Annotated in this window: 10 protein-coding genes and 4 tRNA genes; 8 read left to right on the top strand and 6 right to left on the bottom strand. The window is 66.3% G+C overall.

Going from position 1 to position 15,573, the window contains the following annotated elements; genetic code table 11:
- Positions 1-4: 4 nt before the first annotated feature.
- Positions 5-1,486 carry an exopolyphosphatase gene (gene ppx / locus ACWGRX_RS03345; protein ID WP_452116392.1) on the top strand — a complete coding sequence of 494 codons (1,482 nt, stop codon included), beginning with the start codon at positions 5-7 and terminating at the stop codon, positions 1,484-1,486.
- 24 nt (positions 1,487-1,510) lie between these two features.
- Here the strand turns inward: ppx and ACWGRX_RS03340 are convergent, their stop codons facing one another.
- A complete protein-coding gene (locus ACWGRX_RS03340; protein ID WP_452116391.1) occupies positions 1,511-2,959 on the bottom strand; it encodes a multicopper oxidase family protein in 1,449 nt (482 codons plus the stop codon).
- Between the two features lie 186 nt (positions 2,960-3,145).
- Here ACWGRX_RS03340 and ACWGRX_RS03335 point away from each other — a divergent pair.
- From ACWGRX_RS03335 to lon, 5 genes are all read left to right on the top strand, one after another.
- Positions 3,146-3,230, top strand: a tRNA-Leu gene (locus ACWGRX_RS03335).
- An 85-nt stretch (positions 3,231-3,315) separates the two neighbouring features.
- Positions 3,316-4,737: a trigger factor gene (gene tig / locus ACWGRX_RS03330; RefSeq protein ID WP_291639587.1), complete on the top strand. Its 1,422-nt coding sequence runs from the start codon at positions 3,316-3,318 to the stop codon at positions 4,735-4,737.
- A 147-nt stretch (positions 4,738-4,884) separates the two neighbouring features.
- Positions 4,885-5,505: an ATP-dependent Clp protease proteolytic subunit gene (locus ACWGRX_RS03325; RefSeq protein ID WP_291639585.1), complete on the top strand. Its 621-nt coding sequence runs from the start codon at positions 4,885-4,887 to the stop codon at positions 5,503-5,505.
- A gap of 271 nt (positions 5,506-5,776) precedes the next feature.
- Positions 5,777-7,045 (top strand): ATP-dependent Clp protease ATP-binding subunit ClpX, encoded by a 1,269-nt coding sequence (gene clpX, locus ACWGRX_RS03320; protein ID WP_291639583.1) that lies wholly within the window; start codon positions 5,777-5,779, stop codon positions 7,043-7,045.
- Between the two features lie 333 nt (positions 7,046-7,378).
- Positions 7,379-9,808, top strand: coding sequence for an endopeptidase La (lon, locus tag ACWGRX_RS03315; RefSeq protein WP_452116390.1), 2,430 nt, complete (start codon positions 7,379-7,381; stop codon positions 9,806-9,808).
- 200 nt (positions 9,809-10,008) lie between these two features.
- On the opposite strand, the gene ACWGRX_RS03310 is transcribed toward lon, so the two are convergent.
- Positions 10,009-10,085 (bottom strand) — tRNA-Asp (locus ACWGRX_RS03310).
- 82 nt (positions 10,086-10,167) lie between these two features.
- Positions 10,168-10,244, bottom strand: a tRNA-Asp gene (locus ACWGRX_RS03305).
- A gap of 326 nt (positions 10,245-10,570) precedes the next feature.
- On the opposite strand from ACWGRX_RS03305, the gene ACWGRX_RS03300 reads away from it, so the two are divergent.
- Positions 10,571-10,646: transfer RNA gene (locus ACWGRX_RS03300), tRNA-Val, on the top strand.
- Positions 10,647-10,943: 297 nt separating this feature from the next.
- On the opposite strand, the gene ACWGRX_RS03295 is transcribed toward ACWGRX_RS03300, so the two are convergent.
- Positions 10,944-11,174 carry a hypothetical protein gene (locus ACWGRX_RS03295; protein WP_452116059.1) on the bottom strand — a complete coding sequence of 77 codons (231 nt, stop codon included), beginning with the start codon at positions 11,172-11,174 and terminating at the stop codon, positions 10,944-10,946.
- A 93-nt stretch (positions 11,175-11,267) separates the two neighbouring features.
- Positions 11,268-11,963: a hypothetical protein gene (locus ACWGRX_RS03290; protein WP_452116389.1), complete on the bottom strand. Its 696-nt coding sequence runs from the start codon at positions 11,961-11,963 to the stop codon at positions 11,268-11,270.
- Positions 11,964-12,165: 202 nt separating this feature from the next.
- Here ACWGRX_RS03290 and ACWGRX_RS03285 point away from each other — a divergent pair, with 202 nt between their 5' ends.
- Complete coding sequence (locus ACWGRX_RS03285) at positions 12,166-12,303, top strand: hypothetical protein (protein ID WP_291639574.1); 138 nt, start codon at positions 12,166-12,168, stop codon at positions 12,301-12,303.
- A 544-nt stretch (positions 12,304-12,847) separates the two neighbouring features.
- Here the strand turns inward: ACWGRX_RS03285 and ACWGRX_RS03280 are convergent.
- Entirely contained in the window at positions 12,848-15,565 is a 2,718-nt protein-coding gene (locus ACWGRX_RS03280; protein ID WP_452116388.1) for a response regulator, read from the bottom strand.
- Positions 15,566-15,573: the final 8 nt, after the last annotated feature.

Here is a 15,573-nt window from a genome sequence, read left to right as displayed (position 1 = left end):
TCGCTTGAGTCTGGGTGACACCGTCGCGATCATCGATATCGGTTCGAATTCGGTCCGCCTCGTCGTCTATGAGAACCTGTCCCGGGCACCGGGGCAGGTTTTCAACGAGAAGGAGATGGCGGGGCTCGGCCGCCAGGTCGCGACCACCGGCATGCTCGCCGCCGCCGCCGTCGAGAAGGCTCTGGCGGCGCTGGTCCGCTTCCGCATCCTCTGCGAGGCGATGCATGTCGCGCAATTGCGCGTCATCGCCACGGCGGCCGCGCGCTATGCTTCGAACGGCCCGGATTTCATCGCCCGGGCCGAGGCGGCGGTCGGCCAGCCGATCGAGCTGATCTCGGGTGATCGTGAGGCCTATCTCTCGGCGCTCGGCGTCATCTCGGGCTTCGACCGGCCGAACGGCGTGGTCGGCGATCTCGGGGGCGGCTCGCTCGAGCTCGTCGCCGTCGACGGCAGCAGGGTCGGGGAGGGAGTCAGCCTTGCGCTCGGCGGCCTTGCGCTGATGGACCGCTCGCAGAACTCGATCAAGGCGGCCGAGAAGATCGTGCGCGAGGATCTCGACGGCCATCCGCAGCTCGCCGCGATGCGCGGCCGCGACTTTTTCGCGGTCGGCGGCACCTGGCGCGCGCTGGCGACGCTGCACCAGCGCCAGTCGGGCTATCCGCTCAATGTCATGCATGGCTATACCGTGCCGGCGCGCGAGGCGAGCGAGTTCGTGCGGCTGGTCGAGCGCGCCGATGCCACCATGCTGGAATCGATCGAGGCGATCTCTTCCGCCCGGCGGCCCCTGCTCGCCTATGGTGCGCTCGTCCTCGATCAGCTGATCAAGCGCGGTCGCCCGCGCCAGGTCGTGATCTCGGCTCATGGCGTTCGCGAGGGGCTGATGCATGAGCAGCTCGCGCCCAAGGAGCAGGACATCGATGCCTTGCTGCGTGGCGCCCAGGACTACAACCAGCTGCGCGCCCGCGATCCGCGCCATGCCGCCGATCTGGTCCCCTGGGTCGAGGGTCTGCTCGACAGCGCCTTTCCGAACGACGAACCCGCTCTGAAACGGCTCCAGACCGCCGCCTGCCTGCTCTCCGATATCGGCTGGCGCGCCCATCCCGATTATCGCGGCGAGCAGACCCTCAACGTCATCGCCCATGCGCCGTTCAGCGGCGTCGACCATGCCGGACGTGCCTTCCTCTCGCTGACGGCGTTCTATCGCTATGCTGGGTTGAAGGGCTCCGCGCCCGCGGCGGAGGGCCTTCGCCGCCTGCTTAGCCCGCGCTTTCTCGAGCGCGCGCATATTGTCGCGGCAATCCTGCGCGTCGCCTATCTGATGTCGGCCGGCATGCCCGGCATCCTCTCGCAAACCAGGCTCGCCTGCGACGACCGGCGCCTGATCCTGAGCCTGCCGCCGGAATTCCGCTCGCTCGCCAGCCAGCGCGTCACCGGGCGCCTGAAGCAGCTTGCGCGGCTCCTCGGCCGCGAGGTCGAGGTGCGCTGAACGCGGCTTGGGCCGAGCTCCGGCTCAGATGACCTCGAACCAGGTCCAGAGGCCGAGGTCGAAACGCTCCAGCACCGTCGAGGAGATCAGCCAGCGCCCCGGATTATCGGCGATGAAGGCGATGTGCAGGCGCTTGCCCTCCGGGATCTGCACCGTGTCGAGGAAATAGGGCTCCCAACCATCGTCGAGCGGGTGCAGCAGCCGGAAGCTGTGGCCGTGGACATGGAAGGGCTGCAGGAAATCGGTCTTGTTGGTGATGCCGATCACCACCGGCGTGCCGCGCCGGACGCTGAGCAGCGGCTTGCCCTGCGGATCCCCGGTCGTGCCATTGAGGCGCCATGGCCGGGCCTGATCGACGCCGGAGAGGTCGAGCTTGTTGTCGGCGTCGATCTTGGCGCCGCCCTCGACGATGATCTCGGCGCGGCTGGCGTTCTGCAGCCTGACCGCAGCCGGCAGTGCCGGATTGGGCGCGAGCGCCGCTATCGGGCCGGATGCCTTGCGCTGCACGGCGCTCTTGCCGGCCTCGCTGACGAAACGCACCAGCGGCATGCCCGGACCGATCAGCGCGGTGACGCTGGCGCTGGCGCCGTTCTCCTCGGGCATGTCGAAGATCACGTCGTAGCGCGTGCCGGGCGCGAAGGGCAGTTGCGCCCGCACCGGTTCGAAGGTCTCGGTCGGTTGCCCGTCGACGGCGACGACGAAGGCCTTCAGCCCGTCGAAGCGCAGGCGCATGATCCGGGCATTGCAGGCATTGGCGAGGCGCAGCCTTACGCGCGCGCCCGGCGTCAGCCCGATCCGCTCCGGTGGCGGCTTGCCGTTGACGGTGAGCCAGCTGCCGAGCCGGCCGGCGGCGACGCCTTCCTGCGCCGTGGCGGGGAAAGGCAGCAGCTTGTGGTCGTCGCCGAGCAGCCAGTCGCCGACCAGAACGGGCAGGTCGAGATCGACGGCCGGCGGCTCTTTCTCCTCGACGACGAGCAGTCCGGAGAGGCCGCGGCCCGCAGGCTCCGACGATCCCCCGAGCAGCAGGGGGCGGTAGAGATAGCTGCCGGGGTCGCGTGGGGTCAGCCGGTACTCGAAGCTGTCGCCCGGTGCGACGGGCTCCTGGCTGAAGCCGCCGACGCCGTCCATGGTCTGGTCGTGGCGCAGCCCGTGCCAGTGCAGGGAGAGCGGCTTGTCGGTCCGGTTCAGCAACCGGATCCGCAGGGTCTCGCCGAGCTTGACGCGCAGGGTCGGCCCAGGCGCATTGCCGTCGAAGCTCCAGATCTCGCTTTCGGTCGCCGGTGATGGTCGCAGCCGGGTCTTGCCCGGGGCGGCGGTGAGCTCGCGTGCGGCGGTGGCGGCCGGCTCCGCTGGCTGCCCGGGGGCGGGTGTCGCGTCCTGTGCGCGCGTCGGCGTCGTGCCGGCGAGCGTCGCCAGGCCGGCCAGCCCGGCCAGCGCCTGGCGGCGATTCGGCCGGGCCTTGATCTCGGGCATGGAATGATCCGTTTTCATGACGAAGCGACATAGCGCGGGGCGTCGACGCTGGCGAGAGCGCCCCTTCTGCAACCGCCTTCGCAGAAACGTCGCATTTTTTTGCTGCATCCTCCGTCCGAAATGCGTATAGGACCGCGGCCCAACGATGGCGGCGGTGCGTTTGCTCGCACGCGGCCTATCGGGTTGGCGGGCGTGGCGGAACTGGTAGACGCAGCGGATTTAGGTTCCGCCGACGCAAGTCGTGGGGGTTCGAGTCCCTTCGCCCGCACCAGGATTCGGATTTCGCGAGCGCGGCGGCGGTCATCCGGCGTCGCGCTTTGGACATTGAAGTAACGAGCTGTTGGCGGATCAGAACGATGAACGTGACCGAAACCCTGTCCCAGGGCCTCAAGCGCGAATTTCAGGTGGTGCTGAACGCCGCCGACCTGAAGACGAGGCTCGATGACGAACTGCAGAACCTGCAGGGCAAGGCCCGCATCAACGGCTTCCGCCCCGGCAAGGTCCCGGTCGGCCATCTGCGCCGTCTCTATGGCCGCTCGGTCATGGCCGACGTCGTGCAGAACGCCGTCAACGAGGCCAATCAGAAGATCGTCTCCGATAACGGCCTGAAGCTCGCTTTCGAGCCGCAGATCAAGTTCCCCGAGAACAAGGACGAGATCGAGGCCGCGATGGAGGCCAAGGGCGATCTCGCCTTCACGGTCGCCCTCGAGGTGCTGCCGAAGATCGAGCTCGCCGACCTGTCGGACGTGGCGCTGGTCAAGCCGGTCGCCGAGATCCCCGAGGCCGATGTCGATGCCGCGCTCGAGCGCATGGCCTCCCAGAATCGTCCGTTCTCCAGCAAGGGCGACGATGCCGTGGCGGGGAAGGGCGATCGCCTGCTGATCTCCTTCACCGGCACGCTCGATGGCGAGCCCTTCGACGGCGGCACCGGCACGGGCATCCCGCTCGATCTCGGCTCTGGCCAGTTCATCCCGGGCTTCGAGGATCAGCTCGAGGGCGCCAAGAAGGGCGAGAGCCGCACCGTTTCGGTGACCTTCCCCGAGAACTACACTGCCACGCATCTCGCCGGTAAGCCGGCCGAGTTCGCCGTGACCGTCGACGACGTGCAGGCGCCGGGCGAGCTCACCATCGACGACGAGCTCGCTAAGGGCTTCGGCATGGAATCGCTCGATGCGCTGAAGGCCGCGATTCGCGAGCAGCTCGGCCGCGAGCTCGGCACCCAGTCGCGTCGCAAGCTGAAGAAGAGCCTGCTCGACGCGCTCGACACCAAATACGCCTTCGAGCTGCCGCCGACCCTGGTCGACCAGGAGTTCGGCGCCGTCTGGAGCCAGGTCGAGGCCGATATGAAGCAGGCCAACAAGACCTTCGCGGACGAGGACACTACCGAGGAGGACGCCCGGGCCGAGTATCGCAAGATCGCCGAGCGCCGGGTCCGTCTCGGCCTCGTCCTCGCCGAGATCGGCGAGCAGGCCAAGATCCAGATCGCCGACGACGAAGTGACGCAGGCCCTGATCGAGCGCGCCCGCCAATTCCCGGGCCAGGAGAAGGAAGTCTGGGAGTTCTACCGCAAGAACCCGCAGGCGCTCGCCGAGATCCGCGCCCCGATCTTCGAGGAGAAGGTCGTCGACCATCTGCTCGGTCAGGTGAAGGTCGAGGACAAGACCGTCTCCCGCGAAGAGCTCTTCGCCGACGACGAGGAAGAAAGCGAGGCCAAGGCCAAGCCGGCCAAGGCCAAGAAGGCCAAGAAGGCCGCCGCCAGCGACGAGGCCTCGGCCTGAACCCGTTTCGGCAATCACGCGTCTGATTTGCGCCGCCCGGCTTCGGCCGGGCGGCGCTTCCCTTTTCAGGCGGGGCCGGCATGCTTATGTGGGGCCTTCGCCGATACCGGCTGATTCCCGCCCCCCGCACTTCAAGGACTGGCTGCGATGCGCGATCCAATCGAGACCTACAACAATCTCGTCCCGATGGTGGTCGAGCAGTCGAGCCGCGGCGAGCGTGCCTTCGACATCTATTCGCGCCTGCTGCGTGAGCGGATCATCTTCCTGACGGGTCCGGTCGAGGATTATTCCGCCTCGCTGATCGTCGCCCAGTTGCTCTTCCTCGAGGCCGAGAACCCGAAGAAGGAAATCTCCTTCTACATCAACTCGCCCGGCGGCGTGGTCACCTCGGGCCTGTCGATCTACGACACCATGCAGTTCATCCGCTGCCCTGTGACGACGCTCTGCGTCGGCCAGGCCGCCTCGATGGGCTCGCTGCTGCTCACCGCCGGCGCCAAGGACATGCGCTTCGCCCTGCCGAACGCCCGCATCATGGTCCACCAGCCCTCCGGGGGCTTCCAGGGCCAGGTGACGGACATCCTGATTCATGCCCGCGAGGTCGAGAGCCTGAAGCGGCGCCTGAACGAGATCTACGTCAAGCATACCGGCCGCCCCTATGAGGACATCGAGGCGGCGCTGGAGCGCGACAATTTCATGACCTCCGAGCAGGCCCGCGATTTCGGCCTGATCGACAAGGTCATCGACAAGCGACCGGAAGAGGTCGCCTGAACGATCCGGACTCTCCTGCGCGGCCAAGGCTTGGCGTGCCGCGCAGGAGGGGCCATATTGCCTATCACTAGGCCTCATGTTTGCATGAGGCTCATCGGAAGAGCGCGCAGGGCGCTCGAGAGGTTCGGTTTTGGGGCAGTTTCGTCGGCGCCTGCGCCATGGCGATGCGTTAACCTAATAATCGTGATCTGAGCGCCTACTATGACGGAGAGACGACATCGGCTTGCCGTTATTCGGTGGCTGGCTTCGCCTCCCGAGATGGAGATCGACAATGAGTAAGGTCAGCAGCGGCGATTCGAAGAGCACGCTCTACTGCTCGTTCTGCGGCAAGAGCCAGCACGAGGTTCGCAAGCTGATCGCGGGCCCGACGGTGTTCATCTGCGACGAGTGCGTCGAGCTGTGCATGGACATCATCCGCGAGGAGTCCAAGTCCGCGCTGGTGAAGTCGAAGGACGGGGTGCCGACGCCGAAGGAGATCCGCAAGGTCCTCGACGACTATGTCATCGGCCAGGATCACGCCAAGAAGGTGCTCTCCGTCGCCGTCCACAACCATTACAAGCGGCTCTCCCACGCGACGAAGCACAACGACGTCGAGCTGGCGAAGTCCAACATCCTGCTGATCGGGCCGACCGGCTCGGGCAAGACGCTGCTCGCGCAGACGCTCGCCCGCATCCTCGACGTGCCGTTCACCATGGCGGATGCGACGACGCTGACCGAGGCCGGCTATGTCGGCGAGGATGTCGAGAACATCATCCTGAAGCTGCTCCAGGCCTCCGACTACAATGTCGAGCGGGCGCAGCGCGGCATCGTCTACATCGACGAGATCGACAAGATCAGCCGCAAGTCGGACAATCCCTCGATAACCCGCGATGTTTCGGGCGAGGGCGTCCAGCAGGCGCTGCTCAAGATCATGGAAGGCACCGTCGCCTCCGTGCCGCCGCAGGGCGGGCGCAAGCATCCGCAGCAGGAGTTCCTGCAGGTCGACACCACCAACATCCTGTTCATCTGCGGCGGCGCCTTCGCCGGGCTGGACAAGATCATCTCCGGCCGCGGCAAGGGTACCTCGATCGGCTTCGGCGCGACCGTGAAGGCTCCCGACGACCGCCGCACCGGCGCGATCTTCCGCGAGGTCGAGCCCGAGGATCTCCTGAAGTTCGGCCTGATCCCGGAATTCGTCGGCCGCCTGCCGGTGCTGGCGACGCTCGAGGACCTCGACGAAGCCGCGCTCAAGACGATCCTGACCGAGCCGAAGAACGCTCTGGTGAAGCAGTATCAGCGCCTGTTCGAGATGGAGGACACCGAGCTGACCTTCACCGACGAGGCGGTCAGCCTGATCGCGCGCAAGGCGATCGAGCGCAAGACCGGTGCTCGTGGCCTGCGCTCGATCATGGAGGGCATCCTGCTCGAGACCATGTACGAGCTGCCGGGGCTGGAAGGCGTCGAGCAGGTCGTCATCGGGCCCGAGGCCGTCGAAACGAAGTCGCGGCCATTGTTCATCTATTCGGACCGGGAAGAAGAGACCAAGTCGGCTTCGGCCTGACCCAACGTTAATCTGCCCCATTTTCGAACGCGCGCCGTCTGGCGCGCGTTTTGCTTTGGAGAGCTGGCTCGCAGGACTGTGCGAGACTGCCTCCGCCCGCACCGCCATCGCGGCTTCGTGTTCCGGCATGCGGTGGAAGCTGCGGTGGACTGCGCTGGCGGGTCGCTTGAAAGCGAGCCGGGAAGCATCCACTTTAAGTCCACCTGCGATGCAGCGTGCCTGTCGAGGGCGTGAGTCGCAGGGGCGGTTGGCGCGAATGGTCGCTCCGGCGCGGAACGTCCGGTTCGGTCGCCCATCAGGGGGTCGGTTGGGCGAAAACTTGAAGGACAAGACATGACAGGCTCGACGCCCCGCGCCCCGCTCGTCCCCGGCACCACCGGCACTTACCCGGTTCTGCCCCTGCGCGACATCGTCGTTTTCCCGCACATGATCGTGCCGCTCTTCGTCGGCCGCGAGAAGTCCATTCGCGCGCTCGAGGAGGTGGTCAAGAACGACGGACTGATCCTGCTCGCCACCCAGAAGAACGCTGGCGACGACGATCCGGAGACCAAGGACATCTTCCAGATCGGCACGCTCGCCCGCGTCCTGCAGCTGCTGAAGCTTCCCGATTCCACCGTCAAGGTGCTGGTCGAGGGCGTAGGCCGCGCCAAGGCGCTGAGCTACAGCGCCGATGACAGTTTCTACCAGGCCGAGGCGGTCGCGCTCGAAGAGGAGTCCGGCAAGAAGGTCGAGGTCGAGGCGCTCGGTCGCTCGGTCGTCAGCGAGTTCGAGAGCTATGTGAAGCTCAACAAGAAGATCTCGCCCGAGATCGTCGCCGCGGTTTCGCAGATCGACGAGCCGGCCAAGCTCGCCGACACCGTGGCCTCGCATCTCGCCGTGAAGATCGTCGACCGCCAGGCCGTTCTGGAGGTGATGAACGTCGCTCACCGCCTCGAGAAGGTGCTCTCGCTGATGGAGAGCGAGATGTCGGTTCTTCAGGTCGAGAAGCGCATCCGCTCGCGCGTCAAGCGCCAGATGGAGAAGACCCAGCGCGAGTACTACCTGAACGAGCAGATGAAGGCGATCCAGAAGGAGCTCGGCGACGGCGAGGAAGGCCGTGACGAGCTCGCCGAGCTGGAAGAGCGCATCGCCAAGACCAAGCTGACCAAGGAGGCGCGCGACAAGGCGCTGGCCGAGGTTAAGAAGCTCAGGCAGATGTCGCCGATGTCCGCCGAAGCGACGGTCGTGCGCAACTATCTCGACTGGCTGCTCGGCATCCCCTGGCAGAAGCGCTCGAAGATCAAGAAGGACCTCGCCGCGGCCCAGCAGGTGCTCGACGACGATCACTTCGGCCTCGACAAGGTCAAGGACCGGATCGTCGAATACCTCGCCGTGCAGCAGCGCGCCAACCGGCTCGCCGGCCCGATCCTGTGCCTTGTCGGCCCTCCGGGCGTCGGCAAGACCTCACTCGGCAAGTCGATCGCCAAGGCGACCGGCCGCGAGTTCGTGCGCATGTCGCTCGGCGGCGTGCGTGACGAGGCCGAGATCCGCGGTCACCGCCGCACCTATATCGGCTCGATGCCCGGCAAGATCATCCAGTCGATGAAGAAGGCCAAGACCTCGAATCCGCTCATCCTGCTCGACGAGATCGACAAGATGGGCCAGGACTTCCGCGGCGATCCGTCGGCGGCCCTGCTCGAGGTGCTCGATCCCGAGCAGAACTCGACCTTCAACGACCATTATCTCGAGGTCGACTACGACCTGTCGAACGTGATGTTCGTGACCACGGCCAACACGCTCAACATCCCGCCGGCCCTGCTGGACCGGATGGAGGTCATCCGCATCGCCGGTTACACCGAGGATGAGAAGGTCGAGATCTCGCGTCGCCACCTGATCCCGGGCACGATCAAGAAGCACGGGCTTGAGTCGAAGGAATGGTCGATCGACGACGAGGCGCTGATGACGCTGGTCCGGCGCTATACGCGTGAAGCCGGCGTCCGCAATCTCGAGCGCGAGATCGCCAACACCGTCCGCAAGGCGGTGAAGGAGATCGTGCTCTCGAAGAAGAAGAAGGTCGCTGTCACGCCCACGGTGCTCGAGGAGTACCTCGGCCCGCCGCGCTATCGCTATGGCGAGGCGGAGACCGAGGACCAGGTCGGTGTCGTCACCGGTCTGGCCTGGACCGAGGTCGGTGGTGAGCTTCTCACCATCGAAGGCGTGATGATGCCCGGCAAGGGCAGGATGACCGTCACCGGCAATCTGCGCGAGGTGATGAAGGAATCGATCTCTGCGGCGGCATCCTATGTCCGCTCGCGGGCCATCGATTTCGGCGTCGAGCCTCCGCTGTTCGACCGGCGCGACATCCACGTCCACGTTCCCGAGGGGGCGACCCCGAAGGATGGGCCCTCGGCCGGCATCGCGATGGCCACCGCCATCGTCTCGGTGCTGACGGGCATCCCGATCCGGCGTGACATCGCCATGACCGGCGAGGTGACGCTGCGGGGCAGGGTGCTGCCGATCGGCGGCCTGAAGGAGAAGCTGCTCGCCGCGCTGCGCGGCGGCATCAAGAAGGTGCTGATCCCCGAGGACAACGCCAAGGACCTCGTGGACCTGCCGAAGTCGGTGAAGAACGGGCTCGAGATCGTTCCGGTCTCGCGCATGGATCAGGTGCTCCAGCACGCGCTGGTGCGTCAGCCGAAGCCGATCGTCTGGGAAGAGGATCTGAAGGCGGCAGCGCCGAAGACCGCCGAGGATGATGCCGCGGCGGGTCAGATCGCCCATTGAGGCGCTGAGACGAACGACTACAGGCCGCCGGCACCCGCCGGCGGCTTTTTTGTTGCTGGGGCAGGGTGGCTCAAGGGCGCAGGCTGGCGGGAGCAGATCGCCGCCGCGCCGCCGTAGCCGTGGACGGCCGCCCGCCATGCCGGCAGAAGGCTCGGCGCGTCGATCGGGCGATGCGATGGGAATGTCGAAAGGGAGGGAAATGGCGCGGGCGACGGGGCTCGAACCCGCGACCTCCGGCGTGACAGGCCGGCACTCTAACCAACTGAGCTACGCCCGCGCGGGCGGCTGAAGGCACTGGCCTCCAGCGGGGTCTTTACTTCAGCTTGCGCTGTCAGGCGGCTGAAGATGTACTGAAAATATGGCGCGGGCGACGGGGCTCGAACCCGCGACCTCCGGCGTGACAGGCCGGCACTCTAACCAACTGAGCTACGCCCGCGCGGGCGGCTGATGGCCTCGGCCCCAGCGCGGTTGGGATTATGGCGCCGGGCGCGAAGTGTCAAGCACGAGCTGTCATCAAATTGTCGGTTCGCTGATTGGCGGTGGAAATCGCCTCGCAAGGCTTGATACACGCCTCCCGCAACGCCGGATTTCGCAGGCCTGCAGGGAACCGACACCGTCATGGGCCGGCTCTGTATCGGATGGATACCGCATGTCGCCGGCGAATCTCGGAATCATCAGATCGTCGCGGGGTGGGCCCGGCTTGGCACTTGCCCACAAGCTAAGGCTTGAAGGCTGGAAGGCAAGGCATTAAACGGCTGCTGCGGGCGGTTAGCTCAGTTGGTAGAGCATCTCGTTTACACCGAGAGGGTCGGCGGTTCGAGCCCGTCACCGCCCACCATATCGGATGCGACGGTTACGCTGAAGCAACCGAAATTCTCTTGCGCTCCGGATAGGCCCGAGATCGGCGATCGCGCCCGGCTCGGTCTCGATCCTGCTCTCCCGGATCAGCTCACCATCGGTGTCCGTCGCGCAGATGCTGGTGGTGCGACAGACACATCAAGACCGACGAACAGCTCCATGGCAGGCTCCTTGACCGGTTGAACCGATGGAGCCTGCCCGGAAAGTCTCTGTCCCGTCGTCTTTTGCCCGGGAGGGGGGCGGAGCCCAAGCAACTCGATCTTTTTGCTTTCCCTGCTCAGGCGGCCTCGAGATGGCCGATGCCGTCCACCAGCATGTTGCAGCCGCGGCTGGCGAGGCCCCACTGGCGGGTGACGACACCGGTCGCGGTGGTCAGGACGCCGCCCGTGGTAAGGGCGATGCCCAGGATCTTCTGGCCGAGGCCGGCGCCGGCCACGGTGTCGAGCTCGTCATCGGTCAGGGCGATGGAGGTGTCGCGGGCGGTGTCGAAGGCGTTGGTGGCGGTCATGCTCGGTTTCCTCTCGCTTCCGGCCGGCGACTGCTTCGTCCGGCCTGGTGAGAGGCATTTGACCGCCCTGCGCTTACAGGCACCTTACAGCTGTCATGGCCTGGGCGCCGTATGGCGCACCTCGGTAACGACAAGCCGATCATCGGTGATGGCGAAGACGATCTCGGCTTGACCGCCCGTAGGGCAACAATTGGCGTCATCGCTTCGCCACAGTGCGGTACGTGCTACGAGACCCGACCAGGGATCGCGGAATTCGTACTGGACCCCCTTCCAGATTTGGAGACCGCTCGGCATGTGTTCGGCTATGGTCGCGCGCCAGCTCTTCATGTCGACGGCGCGCCAGGCGGTTCCGTCCCAGCGGTAGAGCCTGTCAGCATTGTAGGCTCCGGTTCCGCCAGTATAGCCGGGAACGTGCAGCAAGCCGTCCTCATTGACGCGCGGCGGAAAGAAGCGCCAGCCGTCAAAGCCGGAATCGCGCCGTCTCCATGTGCCGGCCTCGCTCTGCAACAGCACGAAGCCGCCGAGCACGCCGTCCTCCGGGGTGAAGCCGGTTTGGGTCTGCCAGGCCAGCATCGGCGCGCCCTCGCTGGCACCACCGTCCTTGTTGATGAAGCCGGCGGTCAGCACCTTGCAGCTTTTAAGGATGGTCTCGATGCAGACCGTGTTGATCCTCCTAGCATCGACGGCATTCTCAGCGTGCGCCGTCAGGCTGAAGCCAAGAAAAGCCGTCATCTGGATCAGAAGACGGACCGGTATTCTTGCTGACCTTCCCGTCAGGACCTCCACCACGCCAGCTCCTCGTCAACCGATAAGGTCCTGCACATTGGCCACGCCCGTGGGTCCATGCAGACATTGAGTGGAGCGCGGCACAATTCACGGGCGCTCAGTCCATGCCGACAGTCTAGAGGATATTCGCGATAGCCAAGCCCCCGATCCGGGGGGATGAAACGGTGCCTGGTTCTCTTCAATCTGAGCGCTGGGGAGACAGATCATGGCAATCGCACTTTTCAGCGTCGCGGTTGCGGTCTTCGGCAGTTTCGCCATGGGCGCGGTAGAGGCGGGAGCGGCTCTCGGGCTCTTCTCCTTCCTTGGGCTTTGGTTCGGCAAGCGAGCCTTTACGGACGGCTGATCAGCGCTTCACCGAGCTGAGCCGTGCGATCTCCGTCCGCAGCTCCGTCTCGCACACCCTTGATCCCGCGCACCTCCCGATCGGCCGAGCCGGCAGGCGGGTAGTTCGATGCGGACTCCGAATCGGGGCTGGTGTTCGCCTCTCATTACGTGCCTCGCCAAGCCACCCGCGATAGCGGTCCCTGGCCGAGCGGAAGTCGCGCAGGGCGGCTTCGCGGGTGCCAGCCATCCCGATCCTCGCGCTTCCCGGCGCTGGATCTTGAACCGTGATCGGCCAGCCCCAGACAGGTTCCGGCCTCGTGCTGACGCAGACGATTGCCCCGACATCGGCGGCTTCGCTGGGCACGCGCCCAAAGCCCTCGCGCGTCGCCTTGTCGTGGTTGCAGGGGCACCACCCACTACCAAATCCCCGACATTTTCGTTCCTGTCTCGGCGCGTCATGCAGGCCATCGCGCACCCTGCTCGCACCGTGGCGATCGGCGGCTGCGAGAACGCGCCATTTCGCGCCGGACGGGCCGGCCATGCCGGGCTTCGCGCCCAGCGGATCAGCTATCCGCCGTCTCCTTCGCCATCACGGCCGCGATCGCCCGCTCCAGGGCTTCGAAGGCATAGGGCTTCTTGAGCAGCACGGTGCACGGCGCGCCTTCGAAGCCCGCCACCTCGCTGTGCCCCGTGACGAAGACGATCGGCTGCTCCGGGCGCATCTGCCGCGCGCGGCGCGCCAGCTCGTCGCCCCGCAGATCGGGCAGGCCGATATCGGTCATCAGGATGTCGATGGGGCGGTTGGCGAGCAGCGCCAGCGCCTGCATGCCGTTCTCGGCCTCGACGGCGATGTGACCGAGCTCCTGCAGCAGGTCGACCGTATCGAGCCGGATCAGCGTCTCGTCCTCACAGACCAGCACCGTATAGATCGTCCGCTCCGGGACAGGGGCGGCCTGCGCTTCCGGCTGCTCCGCTGCGGGCTTGGGCATCTTGCCGTCGCGCGCCAGCACCTGCCGCACCTTCCGGGCCAGGGCATCGCGGGCATAAGGCTTCGACAGCAGGTTGACGCCCGCATCGAGGCGACCGCCATGCACGATCGAGTTCTCGGTATAGCCGGAGGTGAACAGCACGCTGAGCTGGGGCAGCTTTTCCTTGGCCTTGCGCGCGAGCTCGGCGCTCTTCAGCGGGCCGGGCATGACGACGTCGGTGAAGAGCAGGTCGATCGCGACGCCGCTCTCCACGACGGCGAGCGCGCTCTGGGCGTCCGGCGCCTTGAGCACGCGGTAGCCGAGGCCTTCGAGCAGTCCTATGACCGTATCGCGCACCGCGTCGTCGTCCTCGACGACGAGGATGGTTTCGCTGCCGCCGACCACAGGACCTGTATCGACCTCGACGGGGATGTCTTCCGCCTCGGACGAACGCGGCAGATAGAGCCGCATCGTCGTGCCTTGTCCGGGCTCGCTGTAGACCTTCACATGCCCGCCCGACTGCTTGACGAAGCCGTAGACCATGGAGAGGCCGAGACCGGTGCCCTTGCCCTCGGGCTTGGTCGAGAAGAACGGCTCGAAGACCTGCGCGATCACCTCGCGGCTCATGCCGGTGCCGGTATCGCTGACCGCGATCTGGACATATTGGCCGGCTTCGACGTCGGCATGCGCGGCGGCATAGGTGTCGTCGAGAAAGGCGTTGCCGGCCTCCACCGTCAGCCGGCCGCGCCCGCCCATGGCGTCGCGTGAATTGATCGCCAGATTGAGGATCGCGTTTTCGAGATTGGCGGGGTCGACGAGCGTGTTCCAGAGCCCGCCGGCGATCACCGTCTCGATCTCCACGGCTTCGCCGAGCGTGCGCCGCAGCAGGTCGTCCATGCCGCGGATCAGGCGCCCGACATTGACGACCTTCGGCTCCAGCGGCTGGCGTCGCCCGAAGGCAAGCAGCTGCGCGGCGAGATGCGAGCCGCGCGCGACGCCGGCCATCGCCTTCTCGATCCGGGCCTGCGCCTTGTCGTTGTCCGGCATCTCGCGCGCGAGGAGCTGGAGATTGCCGCCGACGACCTGCAGCAGGTTGTTGAAGTCGTGCGCGACGCCGCCGGTCAGATTGCCGATCGCCTCCATCTTCTGCGCCTGCACCAGCATGGTTTCGACACGCGCGCGCTGCTCGATCTCGGCGGCGAGTCGGGCATTGCTCTCCTCCAGCTCGCGCGTGCGGGCCGTGACCCGCTGCTCCAGCGCCGCGCTGTCGGAACGGATCTGTTCGGAAGCATCCGACATGGCATCACGCAGGGCGGCGAATTCGCGCAAGCGCGTCGGCGCCGTGATGGGGCCGTCCAACCGGCCGAGCCGTGCGCTCGCCGCGGTCAGGGTCGCCAGCGGCTTGCCGATGAGGCGCCATAGCCAGAGCGCCACGAGCGAGGAGACGAGCAGCGCCGCCAGTCCGAAGGCGATCAGCGATTGCAGGGCCGTGTTGAGCGGTTGCCGGATCAGGCTCTGCCGGATGCTGGCGGCGATCAGCCAGTCGGCGAGGTCGGAGCGGACATAGCCGACCAGCACAGGTTCGCCCTTCGCGCTCTGTCCCTCGAAATTACCGCTCTGGCCAGTCGCCTTGGCGAGGAAGGCCGGCACGCCTGCCTTGCCGCTATAGGCGGCATGGTCCTGCGAGCGTGTGACGTATTGCCCGCGCCGGTCGCCGACGGCGACGAGCCAGTCCGCGGGGACGACCGGTCTCAGCACATCGTTGAGCCGCTCGGTGTTGGCACTGATATGCAGCAGGAATTCCGGCCGGCCGTCGAATTCCAGCGGGATGATCATCGTGATCAGCGTTTCGCCGGTCATGGCGCCGACGAAGACATTGGAGACGACCGGCTTGCGCAGGGAGATCGCGTCGCTGTCGACGTCGAACTGATAGTTGGGCAGCTTGGTGCCGAACGGGAAGCGCGTATTGACGATCTGCGTGCCGTCGAGGCTGCGCAGCCCGATCTCGGCCCCGACGAAATGCTTGACCAGAGTCGCCTGCCGATAGAACGCCTCGAAATTGCGCGAGCGTAGGTTCTCGGAGGTCGCGAGCGTCTGCAGCGTGGTTTGCCAGCCGCCGAGATAGCGGTCGAGGATCGAGGCGGCGGCGCTGGCGACTTCGCGGGCCTCCTGCCGGTAGCGTTCGTTCTCCGACCCGGCAAAGCGCTGCAGCAGCAGTCCGGCGAACAGCAGGCCGGGGACCACGATCACCGCGATCAGGGACAGGATGACCAGCCGGGCCGGAATGCCGCTGGCTTTACCCGATGCCGTCATGCCCTGCA

The organism is Allobosea sp. NPDC055594, from assembly GCF_053618995.1.
The sequence above is the reverse complement of the archived record's forward strand: the minus strand, read 5'-3'. Positions and strand labels throughout refer to the sequence as shown.

What these genes read in the sequence shown, in the direction of transcription:
- ACWGRX_RS03340 (WP_452116391.1), bottom strand. Translation starts at nt 2,959, where the DNA reads ATGCCCGAGATCAAGGCCCGGCCGAATCGCCGCCAGGCGCTGGCCGGG.
- tig (WP_291639587.1), top strand. Translation starts at nt 3,316, where the DNA reads ATGAACGTGACCGAAACCCTGTCCCAGGGCCTCAAGCGCGAATTTCAG.
- ACWGRX_RS03325 (WP_291639585.1), top strand. Translation starts at nt 4,885, where the DNA reads ATGCGCGATCCAATCGAGACCTACAACAATCTCGTCCCGATGGTGGTC.
- clpX (WP_291639583.1), top strand. Translation starts at nt 5,777, where the DNA reads ATGAGTAAGGTCAGCAGCGGCGATTCGAAGAGCACGCTCTACTGCTCG.
- lon (WP_452116390.1), top strand. Translation starts at nt 7,379, where the DNA reads ATGACAGGCTCGACGCCCCGCGCCCCGCTCGTCCCCGGCACCACCGGC.
- ACWGRX_RS03295 (WP_452116059.1), bottom strand. Translation starts at nt 11,174, where the DNA reads ATGACCGCCACCAACGCCTTCGACACCGCCCGCGACACCTCCATCGCC.
- ACWGRX_RS03285 (WP_291639574.1), top strand. Translation starts at nt 12,166, where the DNA reads ATGGCAATCGCACTTTTCAGCGTCGCGGTTGCGGTCTTCGGCAGTTTC.
- ACWGRX_RS03280 (WP_452116388.1), bottom strand. Translation starts at nt 15,565, where the DNA reads ATGACGGCATCGGGTAAAGCCAGCGGCATTCCGGCCCGGCTGGTCATC.